Source organism: Paenibacillus silvestris (assembly GCF_009882985.1).
Taxonomy (GTDB): Bacteria; Bacillota; Bacilli; order Paenibacillales; family NBRC-103111; genus Paenibacillus_E; species Paenibacillus_E silvestris.
Genome location: NZ_WTUZ01000022.1, coordinates 970,154 through 984,790, shown reverse-complemented (window position 1 = coordinate 984,790; position 14,637 = coordinate 970,154). Strand labels below are relative to the sequence as shown.

General features: G+C 45.9%; 16 protein-coding genes and 1 tRNA gene. 7 read left to right on the top strand and 10 right to left on the bottom strand.

Annotated elements, in window-relative coordinates:
• Positions 1 to 66: 66 nt before the first annotated feature.
• From GQF01_RS24860 to GQF01_RS24850, 3 genes are all read left to right on the top strand, one after another.
• Positions 67 to 1,857, top strand: a complete 1,791-nt coding sequence (locus tag GQF01_RS24860) for a DEAD/DEAH box helicase (RefSeq protein ID WP_161409477.1) — start codon at positions 67 to 69, stop codon at positions 1,855 to 1,857.
• Positions 1,854 to 2,843: a YqhG family protein gene (locus GQF01_RS24855; protein WP_161409475.1), complete on the top strand. Its 990-nt coding sequence runs from the start codon at positions 1,854 to 1,856 to the stop codon at positions 2,841 to 2,843. The genes GQF01_RS24860 and GQF01_RS24855 overlap by 4 nt, the downstream gene beginning before the upstream one ends.
• Positions 2,844 to 2,959: 116 nt before the next feature.
• Entirely contained in the window at positions 2,960 to 3,919 is a 960-nt protein-coding gene (locus GQF01_RS24850; RefSeq protein ID WP_161409473.1) for a hypothetical protein, read from the top strand.
• Positions 3,920 to 3,982: 63 nt separating this feature from the next.
• Here the strand turns inward: GQF01_RS24850 and GQF01_RS24845 are convergent, their stop codons facing one another.
• Both GQF01_RS24845 and GQF01_RS24840 read right to left on the bottom strand, forming a co-directional pair.
• Positions 3,983 to 4,249 (bottom strand): YqzE family protein, encoded by a 267-nt coding sequence (locus GQF01_RS24845; protein ID WP_328803526.1) that lies wholly within the window; start codon positions 4,247 to 4,249, stop codon positions 3,983 to 3,985.
• A gap of 4 nt (positions 4,250 to 4,253) precedes the next feature.
• A complete protein-coding gene (locus GQF01_RS24840) occupies positions 4,254 to 4,535 on the bottom strand; it encodes a hypothetical protein (RefSeq protein WP_161409469.1) in 282 nt (93 codons plus the stop codon).
• A gap of 211 nt (positions 4,536 to 4,746) precedes the next feature.
• Between GQF01_RS24840 and GQF01_RS24835 the strand changes: the two genes are divergently transcribed.
• Positions 4,747 to 4,911: a hypothetical protein gene (locus tag GQF01_RS24835; protein WP_161409467.1), complete on the top strand. Its 165-nt coding sequence runs from the start codon at positions 4,747 to 4,749 to the stop codon at positions 4,909 to 4,911.
• 66 nt (positions 4,912 to 4,977) lie between these two features.
• Here the strand turns inward: GQF01_RS24835 and GQF01_RS24830 are convergent, their stop codons facing one another.
• The 4 genes from GQF01_RS24830 to GQF01_RS24815 form a co-directional block, all read right to left on the bottom strand.
• Positions 4,978 to 5,631 (bottom strand): Bax inhibitor-1/YccA family protein, encoded by a 654-nt coding sequence (locus tag GQF01_RS24830; protein ID WP_161409465.1) that lies wholly within the window; start codon positions 5,629 to 5,631, stop codon positions 4,978 to 4,980.
• A gap of 100 nt (positions 5,632 to 5,731) precedes the next feature.
• Positions 5,732 to 6,550, bottom strand: coding sequence for a DUF695 domain-containing protein (locus GQF01_RS24825; protein WP_161409463.1), 819 nt, complete (start codon positions 6,548 to 6,550; stop codon positions 5,732 to 5,734).
• A gap of 286 nt (positions 6,551 to 6,836) precedes the next feature.
• Entirely contained in the window at positions 6,837 to 10,022 is a 3,186-nt protein-coding gene (locus tag GQF01_RS24820; RefSeq protein WP_161409460.1) for a discoidin domain-containing protein, read from the bottom strand.
• A gap of 380 nt (positions 10,023 to 10,402) precedes the next feature.
• Positions 10,403 to 10,486 (bottom strand) — tRNA-Leu (locus GQF01_RS24815).
• A 121-nt stretch (positions 10,487 to 10,607) separates the two neighbouring features.
• Between GQF01_RS24815 and GQF01_RS24810 the strand changes: the two genes are divergently transcribed.
• Complete coding sequence (locus GQF01_RS24810; RefSeq protein ID WP_145662629.1) at positions 10,608 to 10,787, top strand: hypothetical protein; 180 nt, start codon at positions 10,608 to 10,610, stop codon at positions 10,785 to 10,787.
• A 293-nt stretch (positions 10,788 to 11,080) separates the two neighbouring features.
• On the opposite strand, the gene GQF01_RS24805 is transcribed toward GQF01_RS24810, so the two are convergent.
• Both GQF01_RS24805 and GQF01_RS24800 read right to left on the bottom strand, forming a co-directional pair.
• Positions 11,081 to 11,797: an adenosylcobinamide amidohydrolase gene (locus tag GQF01_RS24805; RefSeq protein ID WP_235960222.1), complete on the bottom strand. Its 717-nt coding sequence runs from the start codon at positions 11,795 to 11,797 to the stop codon at positions 11,081 to 11,083.
• Positions 11,784 to 12,047, bottom strand: coding sequence for a hypothetical protein (locus GQF01_RS24800; protein WP_161409458.1), 264 nt, complete (start codon positions 12,045 to 12,047; stop codon positions 11,784 to 11,786). The genes GQF01_RS24805 and GQF01_RS24800 overlap by 14 nt, the downstream gene beginning before the upstream one ends.
• 145 nt (positions 12,048 to 12,192) lie before the next feature.
• On the opposite strand from GQF01_RS24800, the gene GQF01_RS24795 reads away from it, so the two are divergent.
• The gene (locus tag GQF01_RS24795; RefSeq protein ID WP_161409456.1) at positions 12,193 to 12,510 is read left to right on the top strand and encodes a hypothetical protein; all 318 of its coding nucleotides are present in this window, start codon (positions 12,193 to 12,195) and stop codon (positions 12,508 to 12,510) included.
• 82 nt (positions 12,511 to 12,592) lie between these two features.
• On the opposite strand, the gene GQF01_RS24790 is transcribed toward GQF01_RS24795, so the two are convergent.
• A complete protein-coding gene (locus GQF01_RS24790; protein WP_145662633.1) occupies positions 12,593 to 12,919 on the bottom strand; it encodes a hypothetical protein in 327 nt (108 codons plus the stop codon).
• 80 nt (positions 12,920 to 12,999) lie between these two features.
• Positions 13,000 to 13,569 carry a xanthine phosphoribosyltransferase gene (locus GQF01_RS24785; protein ID WP_161409454.1) on the bottom strand — a complete coding sequence of 190 codons (570 nt, stop codon included), beginning with the start codon at positions 13,567 to 13,569 and terminating at the stop codon, positions 13,000 to 13,002.
• A 282-nt stretch (positions 13,570 to 13,851) separates the two neighbouring features.
• Between GQF01_RS24785 and GQF01_RS24780 the strand changes: the two genes are divergently transcribed.
• Positions 13,852 to 14,574: a DUF4309 domain-containing protein gene (locus tag GQF01_RS24780; RefSeq protein ID WP_235960220.1), complete on the top strand. Its 723-nt coding sequence runs from the start codon at positions 13,852 to 13,854 to the stop codon at positions 14,572 to 14,574.
• The last annotated feature ends 63 nt before the right edge of the window (positions 14,575 to 14,637 follow it).

Genomic DNA, 14,637 nt, shown 5'->3' with positions numbered 1-14,637 from the left:
AAGCAATAACGCAGCTTAGGTTTACGAAGTTAGTTTTCTTACGAAAACTCTTAGGAGGGCACAACGATGCGTCAACATGAACAGCAAGAGAACATTCGCCCCATTCATCATCGGTTGGACATGCACTTTGAGAGGGACTCGTTTACTGAGCTGGATCATCGTGTGCGCGGAGGAGGGCCATGGGATGATTGGACCTTATACCAGCTAGCCTACGAATCGGAAGAGTCGGGGCTTATTTCTACATTTGATGAAATGCAGTGCCTTCCTCATCTGGGGCAGCTTGAGCCTATGGCTCATCAGATCGATACAGCTAAGCGAGTGCTCAATGAGATGCGCGGTCGAGCCATCTTGGCTGATGAGGTTGGACTCGGGAAAACCATTGAGGCTGGTTTAATTTTAAAAGAATACATGATCCGCGGTTTGGTCCGCAAAACACTTATCCTGGTTCCTGCATCCCTTGTCCTGCAATGGGTCCGTGAATTAAACACCAAATTCGGTATTCCCGCCATCGCTCATAAAAAAGCGTACATGTGGCAGCAAAGCGATATTATCGTTGCTTCCATGGATACGGCCAAACGAGATCCTCACAGGGAAATCGTGATGGGTCTGGAATACGACATGCTTATAGTCGACGAAGCCCATAAATTAAAAAATAAGAAAACGACCAACTACACCTTCGTTAACGAGCTGCGCAAGAAATATTGCCTGCTGCTCACTGCCACACCAGTTCAAAATGATTTGAAAGAGCTTTATAATCTCATTACTTTGCTCAAGCCCGGTCAACTTGGGGTCCATAGCTCCTTTAAGTCCAATTTCGTAGTTGGCAAAAGAACACCGAAAAATGAGATCCAGCTTCAGCAGGAGCTCTCCAAGGTGATGATTCGGAATCGTCGCGGCGATGGCGGTGTGCATTACACCAAGCGGGTGGTGAAGAACATTCCACTGACGCTTTCTCCAGACGAGCAGGCGCTCTATGATGGCGTCACCAACTTCGTCCGCACGCGGTACGCAGAGAGTTCCGGCGATTTAAGCAGCATGCTTTCGCTCATCACGCTCCAGCGGGAGGTTTGCTCCTCCAGAGACGCTGTCTTCATCACGCTCGTGAATTTGTTCAAAAAAACAGCGGAAGACTCGCCTACACGCGCCAAAATATGGGAGCTTGTCGAGCTGATCCGCAGCATTAAATCGAATAGCAAAGCGGAAACCACCATGAAGCTCGTTCAAGAAATTAATGATAAAGTCATTATTTTCACGGAGTATCGCGCTTCTCAGGAGTATCTGCTCAACTATTTGAAAGAGCATAAAATTACGGCAGTGCCTTATCGCGGCGGCATGAATCGCGGGAAGAAGGATTGGATGATGGATCTCTTCCGCAATCGCGTACAAGTGCTAGTTGCTACGGAAGCAGGCGGCGAGGGAATCAATCTGCAGTTTTGCCATAACATGATTAACTTCGACTTGCCGTGGAACCCAATGCGCGTGGAACAACGGATTGGTCGTGTCCATCGCCTTGGCCAAACGCACGATGTGAACATCTATAATTTATCTACAAATAATACGATTGAAGAGCACATCCTCTCCTTGCTGCACGAGAAAATCAATATGTTTGAGATGGTGATTGGGCAGCTCGATACGATTTTGGAGAAGATTGAGAAGAAAGGTTCTCTAGAAACCTCGTTATTCCGAATGGTGATGGAAGCAGGATCAAGAGATGATATTCGTAGAAAAATTGACGAGCTAGGGCATTCTTTCACCGAAATCAAAGAAGAAATTGAGCATAATCCGGTGTACGGCGCAGAGTTTCAACATATCCTTGATGCCGTAGGCGGAGCGCAAAGCGGTGAGGTCAGACCATGAACAAACGCAACGTTCATACCTTTGTCATGCGATTTCTTGAAGCCTATGAATGCACTATTTTAGAAAAAAGCCCCTCCTATGTCACGGCCAAGCTGTCTCCGGAAGCAGATCGAGAAATGACAGGCCGGCCTTATTATTGGAGCTTCGTGGAACGTACCGGGACGCCTGCCGAAACCATGACCTATAAATTCGTCTTCGATCCGGAACAAATGATGCTTGAAGCCAAGTCCAAGGCTGCGCCAACGGCCGTGAAGAGCCCGCCTGCTGCCAGCGCTTCTCCTGTACCGAATCAGGAGCAAGCCCCTGACGGCTCCTCCGACAGCATTCTGGGACGTTACTTTGGCTTCGTTCCTACAACGATTACAGCGCGTGTGCCACAGGATGATGTCACTTTTGGCAGCAGACGCTTGGAACAAATGTTCAATATCGTCCGGGAACGCGGGAAATTCGTACATCTATTTGAGGAGCCTTTTCCGACAGGAGCTACGTATCATGCTGCGCTTGTGTACGATACTTGGTTTTGCGTTAATTACAAGGTTGAACTCGCCTGCGACCGCAAACGAAGTGAAATCCACTCCCTTGCCATCCAATTAAACAACGGCGAGATTCGCGAGAATTTTCATAAGCATCTGCTGACCAAAAGCCTTTCACCCAAACTGCCGGCGAATAGTCATATTTTGCCGGATACGATCTCGTTGTCCAAAGCCGTGAACTTGCTTGAAACGACGCTCGAACGCAAAGTCAGCACCTATGATCATAGATGGGCAGACGAGGCGAACGAGCAGCACCGCAGCGAGATTGACCGCGTCGAATCCTTTTACAACGGCCTTTTGCTGAATGCAGAGCCAGCCCAAAGAGACGAAATTGAAACGCAATGCCGCAACCGCCTCAGTGAAATCGACTGGCAGCATAAGCCGCGTATTGCCGTTTCTGTCATCAATTGCGGATTGTTCCATTTAAACGCCGGACGATCGCCTAGGAACTGACGCTAGTCGCTAAAACCTCGCAAATTAACGCTGCAGGTTCTAACATTCTTTTTATAACATAAGAATTACAATAGATTCATACAAATGAGAAGTTAGCGATAGGCAGGTGAACGCGGATGAAGCTGTGGACTGCATGGACAGCAACTTGCTTCATATGTATTGGCAGTATCTTATTCATACCGTCCCTAAGCTCTGCGGGGGATAACCCAGATCGGACAAGCCTCGTGCAGCAGACAGGAAAGCCCGCAGCTAGCAGTCAATTAGCTGAAGCTGCGAAGCCTGTACCGGATTTGCGAAGCGAATCCACGTTAACAGCCACGATTGATAAGTGGCGGAATTCGCTCGCTCGGGAAGAAGGGTTTCACAACTGGCAAGCAGCAGCTTGGAACAGCTACCCGCTTGGTCCAGGGACGCATGGCTGGGTTGTTATTCTCACTGATCATGGTGAGGATGTCGGTTATATGATCGTACAAGCCGTAGAGAATGGCTCCTTCCGATTAACGGAATACGGCACAGGTAAACATCCACTTTTCAGCTTGACCACGCTGTATCGTTCTTTGGTACAGCAGGAACTCATACCTACAACGATTTCTTATTCTGATTTTATCGCGACTGAAACGATCGCCAAAGACCGCTTATATATGGACGCCTTAACCGCTGTTTGGAAAATCAAGCTTAATGATCAAACCTACTACGTGGATGCCAAGTCAGGTGAGGTCCTTCCGCTCAAAGAAGACCCCACTCCCAAACTTCAGTCTGATGACACCCACCTTATGACGACTGATTTACAAGTAGCAAGTACCGTCATGCATCCAGCATTTGATCCCTATGAACGGATGCCATGGATTGTCGGTTCACCGCTTCCTGTCGCTGGTCTGACTACACTGCAGAGTGCTCTTGATACCGATAAAAATCTAACCTATGTCACCGAACTATACGGTGGTCAGGTTACCTTGCCGCTTGCGGTCTTAGGTTACCAATCATGGCAGGAAGGTTCCTCTTATCTAGTTCTGGATCATGAGGGACCGAGGTATATTCAACTGCCAGCCGCGCTGGAAATGGGGCACATTTATTAAATCAAAAAAGGACTCCCCCGCAAGTAGATGATTCTACTTATAGGGCAGCCCTTTTTTTGTTCCTTATTTTTTGGTTTTAAACTGGTCAATCAGCATCCGGGCTGCCAACGGCAGCATACCAAACCAACGAGTCTGCCAATGCTCGCGCTGCTCTTTATGCATCGCTTTTGCTTGTTGGCGGACATCTCTTGGTGTGTCTATAAATGTCACGACCTGCTGTGTTATGTACTTGACCAAGTCATCACTTTTGGCCATACGCCCACCTGCCTTTTTCTCCCTATTGTAACCAGAGAGCTCCGGGCTTAAACGGTTAAGACAGGTGGAGGACATGGATTCAACTGACTTTTCCGCCGCTCTCCGCAATAATTTTATCCGCAAATGTCTTAATCGTACTACAGCCGAGCAGCATCGGTTTGTTATCACACTGCAACAGCAAGGTCTGTGCATTCGTATCCCAGGCATATTGGAAACCGACATTCATCCCTACCACGGTAATCATGAATTTGCCTGATGCTGCGTTAGGAATGGTGAAGCCCTGTTTTTTGCCCACTTGTTGTAACGATCGAAACACCGAAGACGAAATTCCTCTATACGTCCAAGTATTGCAAGCCGCCATAGGTCAATCTCCTCTCTCCCCATATAGGATCACTAAATTGTATGAAGAGAGGGCCTAAATCGTGCTTGTCCCAAAAAAATCACTCTGACGCTATGAACCTCTTAACACGCTTCTAACCTCGTCCCTGCTGCATATATTAAAGTAATTCAGAGCGGAAGGGGTGCATGGAATGTGGGAAGAGATGCTCCTAACTGAACAGCTCAACATCCACATGGATAAATCCAACCACATGCTGGAATTGAAGCTTCGTGACCACGAACAGGAAGATTCCTTCACTACAGTTCAGCTAAGTCATGCTGAGCTCATTTTACTTCTTCATACCCTGCTGGAAATTAATCGATGTTTTCGCGGGGATATCCCATATTTTCACAACTAAAAGAGGCTGTCTCGAAAGGTCTGATATGACCTGAGAGACAGCCTCTTTTTCATTGTGATTTACTCTTTAGTCTCTGCTTATTCCAACAATGGAAGCCAAGAAACGCAAGATGTACAAGAAGAGATTGATGAAATCCAGATAAATATTGAGTGCAGCCAGTGGAACCTCTTCAGAGGATACCCCGTTACGGTATTGAGCCACGTCGTACAGCACCCAACCGCTGAAGATCAGAATGCCGAGCATCGACCAGATCAAGTTCGTAATCGAACCGAAGTTAACGAACATGCCGATTACACTCATCAATACAAGACCAATCGTTCCAGCGAACAAAAAGCCTCCCAGGAAGCTGAAATCACGTTGCGAGCGATGTGCATAAAAGGCAAGACCGCCAAAAATCGCCGCTGTCGCGAAGAATGCACCTGATACTACGTTAGCTCCAAGCATACCCCCGTATGCCATGATGACTGGATATAGCGTTACACCCGAAATCGCCGTAAACGCATAAAGGAAACCATATCCGATATGTTTGCCGCGAATCCGAATAACGATAGCTGCCACAAGCATGGCCACTTCAGCAATGACGAAAAGCATAATCATCGAAGGCGGAACGACCATAGCGCCGATCAGCGTCCCCAGAAAGGAAACCAAGAGGGAGATGGCAAATGTTTGAAGCACATGAGCAAAACTGCCTGAATGCGAAACTGTGACTGTTCTATCCATGAAACTATCAACTCCTTTTATTAAAAAAACATGTACAAACTATACTATGCATTATACCTAATCTTCATGAAAACCGCCATAATGCCTAGCTATCAGGCAACTATTTGAATGCGGCAATCATCTTACTACATACACGTTTCAAATGGGCGCGTAGTTTCGCAGGAAACTTAAGAATAAGACGCGTCCCCCAACCATCATAAGTCCCGCCCACTTCAGAGGCTAGTACGAACAATTCTTTGGTGACAGCATTGACGGTTGGAACATCCAGTGTGTGTAATTTGCTCAAATGAAGCACATAGGGCTCCACCTGCCGTGTCGTATCCAATTCGGACACAATGACCCTGTAGCCAAGTGGACCCACTTTGCTTTTCATCTCATCCATCCGGGTTGAATCCGGAAAATGCAGCCAATGCTGAACCTCCCTGGCCTTCTCCAAGTTGTCTCCACGACGCTTCAGCGCGTAAGCGATCTTAGCATTGCGCATCCACTGCTCCTCTAGCGGTGAAGGCGCCATTTCTTCCAGATAGAAGCTCCAGTCCACATCCAAATGCATTGAGAAATAATAGCGGAAGTTAGGGAAATCGAGCAGTATCCGCTTCATTTCCCGCTCCCAGTCCCAGTCATCCTTGGCATAAAAGTACATTTCCATTTTATTATGTGAAGAAATGCGTCCTGCATATAGCGCATATCCCTTATCTTTCATCCGTGAAATGAGCCTGTCTTCAAGCTCGTAGAATGCTTGTTGTGCCTTTTGCGTCGAGCTGTCCGAGAGGTCCCACAAACTATACATATTAAATATGATCGTAATTCTTTGACCATACCCTATGAAAGGAGCCTTCTGCTTCAAAGCAGTGTTCATAAAGATTAGAACCTGCTCCCGATCCCGGATGCGTTCAAACAAATTCCAATCTTCTTCCATAGGTTGGCCCCCTATTTCCTCTCAGATAATCTTTATTATATAAGGCTTATTCCTAGCTGCCTACCCACCTGGGCATGATTTCCTAGGAAATCGAATGGAAAGCCGGTAGCCCCTATCCTCTCACACCACCACCCCGCGGGGTAATGGAGACTTTACTCTTAATTCGCTTGCGTCGCCAAACGCACTAGAGGCTATCCCTCAGTCATTTTGTGACTTTGAGACAGCCTCTTCTATTTGAATGGGTGAAACTAGACCGCTTTGTGTTTGTTTCAGTTAATTTTTACCCCTAGTTGTGAACGACATTAATTTCCGTCGCTGAAGCAAAACCTCCATGGCTTGCTGTAGCTGTAAGCTTAATAAATCGGGCAGTAACATGATTAAACACAGCGCTCTTCTCGCTGTTGTTATCCGCCCAAGTTCCGCTTGCAACCGTCGTAAATGAAGACCCGTTTGTACTTGTTGCGATTTGATAAGAAGTAATGTTGCCGTTCGAATTGCCATTTTGCCACGGTAAATACCTTAATTTCGTGATGGAATACGAGCTTCCAAGATCAATCAAAATAGACTGTGGCAAATTCGCCATTGGACTCCATTCCGAATGCCAAACCGTGGAGCGGTCTCCGTCAACTGCTTTGCTTGCTTCATTTCCGCTATGGCTGCTGGAGGCAGTAGCCGTCATAAGTACTTGCGGAATATCATTCGACTCCCACGCGATAGGTGTAATGGTGTTCGTTTGTGTCACGACAAAACCTTGATTTTCACCGATAGTCCCTTCGATCGTGTACATATTGTTCATCGTTATTTTTTTCGTAACATTACTTTGGGCAAAGCTGTTGCCCATAACGATTATTCCTCTAGACTTATCCAGATTCATCTCAATACCGCCTTGATTAGCCGAATTATTGATAAAAGTGAACCCGTTTACGCTCTTGGCATAAATCTTGGAGTCGCCGGTTGATTTGATGAACTGATTACCGTCAATCACAATATTGCTATGAACGGTTTTGTCGGGATTAGTCAGGGAAGTGCTCGGCTGTATACTAATAACGGAGTTCCCATTGTTATTGAAGATATTATTCTTGATCATCACATTTTTTACCATTCCGGATTCATACCAACTATTGGCATCGTCCGCAATAAGAAGAGCACTCATCGGCATGCGGTTGAATGTATTATTCTCTACAAGAATGGAGCCGCGCGTCGTGAGCAAGATGCCTCTAGTCGGAATCGTTTCAAAAGATGAGTTTTTGATCGTCACATTCGGCGTCCATGTTGTATTTTCCACGACATATTCATTGACCGTTACAAAAGAAGGTACCGTTCTATCCAGGGTCAGCAGGATTTGAGTGTCATTAACATGCGTAACTCCAGTTACGACTGCGCTTTGCTTCGAGAGCAGCGTCGACTTGTTTATATATTCGATGGTGTCGCCGATTGCAAACGCATCAAACCCCCAGCTCTCATTGTGCATAAATTGCACCTTTACTTGATTGTATGCCGGTATTTGTACCACTTGCAGATGCGTACCGTGAACATTAATGGCATCGTCATGAGCCCCCGCAAAGTAAGAATCATCCACAACGAAATTCCCTTTGCTCCCGGACACTTGGAGGAAGTCAGCCATCGAAGCGTTCGTCCGTCCACTGCCAACTTTCGGTGCAAAATACAAGCGGTTCAGCGTCAGGTTTTCGCTGTATTGGCTGATGATGCCAAGACCTGGCGCAGCGTAGAAGTTCACATCGTTCCAAACAATATCCTTACTGCGGTAGATCAATGCTCCCTGCTCTCTTCGAGCTGTGTCACGCAGCTGGAACGTGTTTCCTACTGTCAAATTAGGAGCGCTCGAGTAATTGAATTGGACTATTCGGTTACCCAAATCTTGTGTGCTTGTAACACCGATTAGCGGATTGCCGACCCTCCAGGTTTCCTTGGTAGCCGGTTTGTATTCTTGAACAGCTTTTACATTTTGTGTACCGTTCTGCGTCCAGTTCTCTTCTCCCATCCATACGAGCTGATTACTCTGGATATAGTACCAAGTGTCGGCATGTATGCTTGCTCTCACATAGTTGCTGCCAACTTCGGTAATTGTCATCTCCGATACGACCGGACGGTTGAAATCGATGTTAATACCGTTCACCTTAGCATTTGTTGCATGGTCGAACACAATTGGCGTCATAACGCCATGGAACATCAACGTTGAGCCGTTGCCGCGGATCGTCAGATCTTGAATATCTTTGAACAACAAGCCTACTCTCCTCCAACCGTCGGGCGTTTGCTCAGTTGTTGACGCGTTCGAAATATAATATTGCACCTGATTAGCCGTTGTTGCTCTAAAGTGATAGGTGCCTGTAGGGAAATCAAGTATGACAGGTTTCGGTGCTGCCTTTACGGCTTGAATGGCCGCTCTAACCGAGTCACCGGCATCGTATCCCGTGTAATTAAGAGTAATGACAGAATGATTGACCCCGTTAATCGTTTCCGTACGTTGCGTATAATTATGCTCTGGCGTTAAGTCTGAAGTAACCCGCGACAGAATGTCCACTCGGTCAATAGATAAGTAAGTATTGCTTGCACTAGCATTCTTATTGCCTGTTACTCTGATCTTCAGCGTATGTTCTTGTGAGGTTGATAAGTTAGCACTTTCAAAAAGTAAAAACTGATCCATTCTCGATAGGGAATACATATCGACCATTGTCTCCGGACCATTATCGACAGAAATGGCAGCAATACCCTGATTGCTGTTTTTAGCCCCATACAACCGAACTTTGGTTCCAATAAAGGTTATAGTAACCGTAGAATTTGTTATATTGGAATAATGGTTATCACTGGAGAAAGCATTCTGCTCCAAGGAGTAGTCCCATCCGCTGCTATACGCAAACTGGTCATGGCCTGTTCCCGTCGTATTGTCATTAACCGTTCTATCGAAAGCAATTTCGAATCTTTGGTTATTTCCTGTGCTAGCTGTTCGCTGGACGAATTGTGTTTCGCTCTTTAAGCTGCTGTCAGGAATTTCAATGACTTTATTGCTTAGGCGGTTCTTCAATTGATAATAGCCGTTGCCCGCATCGATAACAGACCATTCATCATTGTACGTCGCATCGTCCGAGTAAGTATGTTGGATGATTTTTGCACCTTCTGCCGTAGATGCATTTTTCACGACAAGCGCTTTCGAACTGCTTTTCGAAATAATTTTGTAGTAGCCTGGCGTCGTAGAAGAAAACGTCCATTGTTGGTTTGTAGCGGTATTCGCAGGCATTTGGAGGATAGCCGCACCGTTCAAACCTGAGCCTCCGCTTACATCCATTTTGAGCTTGCTATGCTGGACAGTGATATTAAACGTTTTTTGATCAAACGGATCGCTTCCGATTGCATTTACACTCCCTTCCGGCAACGTAATCTGAATGAACAGTGCCATAAATATAACCATTGCAATCATGTGTTGAACGGCATGCCTGTTTTGGAGTAGCACCATAATCTTCTCTCCTCAGTCGAGAATTAGTGAATCTTTTGCCGTTGATCTTGTTTATTTAACTGTTATCAATTGGTAGTAGCCGTTATTCCATGAGAGCAATTTCATAGGTTTGCAAGGTTTGAACACTCTGTAAACTGAGTTATACACAAACAAAAAAAGTTGATTTATCGCCGTTAAAAAAGCGCTTACATTCACCTCCTTGCCTTAAATTACTGCACCTTATAAGTCATGTAAACGTTAAAAAAGAGCGATTTCTATAAAAAGAGTTAACTGATAGTTGCAAATTATGAGAAAAGACACGTGATTCATCGTTTGAAGGTAATGATTCAATAAAAAAATAAACTCTTCGAATAAATTCGAAGAGTTTATTATAAGTACGATGCGATCAAGAGGACTCGAACCTCCACGGGGGTAAGCCCACACGGACCTGAACCGTGCGCGTCTGCCAATTCCGCCATGATCGCTCATGATGTGGTGACAAAAATAAATATAACATGGGACTCGAAAGCTCGTCAACGAAACTTTTACAATCCATGCATAAATTCGCACCCCGCTCCTAACCCTATTCCCAAAGGAGGGATGACGATGGATAAGGAAGAAATCAAAGCTCTCGAACCCAAATATACAGGCAATGAGCGGCATCTCACAGAAGGTGAAGCTGAAGGTATTGTCCATGATCCGAATTACAAAAATGAAGAAGACGATCCAGCTGGCGTTGATGCCGTTACCGCTGGTTTGGCCTTCGGTGTTACTCGTAGAACATAAAGCACGCGAGCGTTCAACTGCATGGTGAATTGGGAACGGGAACTACAGGGCGCTATTTGTCTAAACAAGCCCATTTCCACAAGTAAACGGAACTACGTTCCGCTATTTTGTTTACTTCACCCGGAACACGTGCTGTGGAGGCCGAATAAAGGCCTGTAGTTCCGCTCATTGTGGGGATAAGCTCGTTTTTCTCCAAATAGCGGACTTCAGTTCCCTTCACCAAAGCCTTAGGGGAATTCTCGGTGAGTATCACCGCGATAACGAAAAACAAACGCCCCACCGATCCTCACGGATTAGTAGGGCGTTTTCTCATATAGCTGTCCCGAAGCCATAATGGCCTCGTACACGGTTCTTCCAATCATATTACCCAGCACTGTTGCCGTTCCTGCATAGCTGTATAAGTGCCCGCGGCATGTTGTTGCGATGAGCACCGCGTCCGTGGTGGTCCCTGTCGCTGGCAGTCCCTCGACTTCGATACCTAAAGATTGAAGCGCTGCCGCCTTAGCTTCAGTCGCGGTAATGACCGCATTAACCATCGCGGCATCGGTTAATTGCCCTTCTATAACGATAATCGTATTAATCGTTCCGGGATAAAGCGAGGCAGCTGGCAACTCTGCCCCTGCCCTAGCCTTGTTCCCGAGACCTACTGTGACCCATGTACTAACGTGCAGGGTATGCGCCCCAGTCTCGGTTGCGTCATTCCCTGTCCAGGTTAGCGTGCTGTACCCCACATCCTTCACCAGTGCTGCGGTGAGCATGCCCGCCGTTCCTCGAGGATTCAACCCTTCGCGCAGGATGAATTCATACATTTCACGCAGGGGATCAGCCTCGTTATATTGCTTGTCTACCTGCCTATTCATGAGCGCAGCATGCATCCCGAATCCTCCGCCCCAGGGCGAAGAATTCATGGTGCGCATGGGACTGTCACTTCGAATTAGCACGTAGCTGCCGTGTTTGGAATTCACCAAATCCATCTGAACACCCGTGATTGGAACCTTATTCCGATTCATCCGAAGCATCATCCGGCTCAATAGGTTCTTGCGGTAGCATATATTCCGGTGGCCGCTCAGCCTCATAAGGCTGATACACATAGCTGCGTGCAAGCTTGACCACTCTGCGATTTTTTTTGCGGATTAAGACACTGTCATCATCCCAAGCGACAACGATGCCGCGGACATCATTCCTTGGGCTGACATCGCGAATAACGCGAAGCAAGGTGCTTTCTACACGATAAAGATCCAACTGATCTTCTGTTATCATCATTTTTCCTCCAACCATCCAGTTTTACACCTTAAGCATACACCAATTCCTGTCTACTTGAAACTTTACATAAATCCGCTAGCTGAGGGTTAACTTAATCAGGACGAAGCAATAGAACGCCATCCTAACTTTGGGGGTTTTGATATTGGACAAAAAAACTTATTACGTTAACGTCGGAACAGGCGAGGTACTGGAAGACAGTACTTCTCTCAATTATGAATTTGAAATTACCGCTACAGATGAGGAGTTCGATCAACTGCAGGAGCTCTTTGAGGAAACAGATAACACTTCCCAGGCCAGCTACGCTACCTCTTGGCTTCCTTGGACCGTCTATTACTCCAACGAGGCTAATCAAGAATATGATTATTATTTGACGGAAGTCTATCGAACTTTGCATCGATTAGGGAATGAAAAAACGAAAAGGCATATTGAAAGCATGAATATTTTACAAAATGGCGTATAACGAAATCTTGCCTGCCACCAGTCTATGGAAAGAAAAAAGGCCAACGAATCCTTAGCGGATCCATTGGCCTCTTGAATTTGCATTAGCTTACATGTTCCTTGGAATCATTCGTTTCAAACCAGAAATCAAGGACTTTGCTTGACATTACACGCTTCTGAATATATTCCACTTGTGCCACGGAAAATTGCTGTTCCCATTCAATAGTCAGCTCTGTGCAGAGCTTTACAATCGTTAACAACTCAGACCAGGCAACATAGCGTTTGTACCAGAAAAATTGAGGATGTTCGATCATATACGGATATAGATCATCAAATTCTGTATGCTTACAATCAAGAGCACGTTCAAAATGTGTTTTGGCTTCCCCAAGCTTAGTCATGAAATATTCAATGGAACCATTTTCGATACCCATAGATGTCAGCCTCCTCTCTTACCTTATAACCATTATAATGGATAATTGGCATTCAGGGAAGTCATAGACTAGATGTAAAATCAGTCAAAAGTGATTTGCCCGTTCTCTAGCGAGGCAATTCTTGCTAATGATTCAACCCGAATACCGCGTTCTCTGATCGAACTTCCGCCTGATTGGAAGGATTTCTCCACCGCGATGCCGACACCGACCAGTTCAGCCTCCGCCTTCTCAATAATGCGAATTAATCCGCGAGCAGCGTCCCCATTTGCAATAAAATCATCAATAAGCAACACGCGCTCACCTTTGTGCAGCAAATGCGAAGATACCATAATGTCCGTCACAATTCCTTTGGTAAAAGAAGGCACACGTTCACTATACGTATCTTGATCCATCGTTAATGTCTTCTTGCGACGTGCGAAAATCATAGGGATCTCAAGGTGCAAGGCAGTTGTAAAAGCAATTGGAATTCCAGAAGACTCTACGGTTAACACCTTGTCCGGTTTGGTGTCTCTAAAAAGTCTGGCAAATTCCCGTCCCATCTCCATGGTCAAAACCGGATCCACCTGATGATTAAGAATGGCATCCAGCTTAAGCACTTTATCCGATACAACGACACCGACCTCTTGGATCCGCTGTTTTAACAATTCCATGATACTGGCCCCCTTAATCCTGTCTATTATGAGTAAGTTACCATAATGATGAAGTAGGTTTCAAGTCCCAATTTGCGAATATCGCTCTTAGAAGTGAAACTTTTAACGCTGAATAGGTGTCTATAATCATATAGGGGTTAACAATTTGAAATTTGTTTATAAATGCTCACATTTAGGCAACAAGATCCATTGAGATTGACAACCCGAACGCAGTATGATTAGTAATATTCTTTTTTAAGAAACTATGAAGACCAACGATCCGGCAGAAAGGAATGATGATGAATGAACAATGCTATGAGACCTGTTATGCTTGGCTTTGTGCCTGTTGCATTTTCCTTGCTTATCTTAGCTGGCTGCCAAGAGTCATCTGCTCCTTCCGCTCAGCCTACTATAGATCCAACGGTTCTTGTTCAGAAGCAGAATCCAAGTACAAGCCCGGTCAGCACGCCTCCCGTGTTGGCTGTAGAAACGCCAACTGCTTCCTTGGCACCGGAGGATACGATAGCCAAGCACGAAGCGCAAGTTGCCAATACGACCAAAACGGACTTATCGGATCTGCCACAGAACTCGGCAAGTGCCAAACCAACGTCTAAGCCACGAGTGAAAGCTGAAGATGCTTATCAGCAGGAGAAACCGACCCTAATGGGCTTAAAGCTTGGAACAAGCAAAAACTTGGTGCTGGACCGATTCGGCAAAGCAAAGAAGCAATTCGTCATGGATGAAGATGAGGATGCGATTCAAGTCTACGACTTCGGTGATTTCTCCGTTGGCTTTAATGTCAAGGATGCCCTAGAGTTCGTGGATGTACACTCTACGGATATTGATCCGGGACTTCGCGGACTGCACCTCGGTCAGAAAGTTGAGGATGCCATTACCATTCTCGGCAAACCGGATTCTAACACAACCTATGTGCTTTCTTACAAATCACAAGGTACTCTTTTGAAGCTCGATGTGGACCCGAACGCCAACACGATCCAATCGATTAAGCTTTTCGCAGATCGTTAATTCCGCACGAAAGCAAGAAAGAGCAAAGACCATACCGTCACCGAAAGGATGACAAGTATGGTC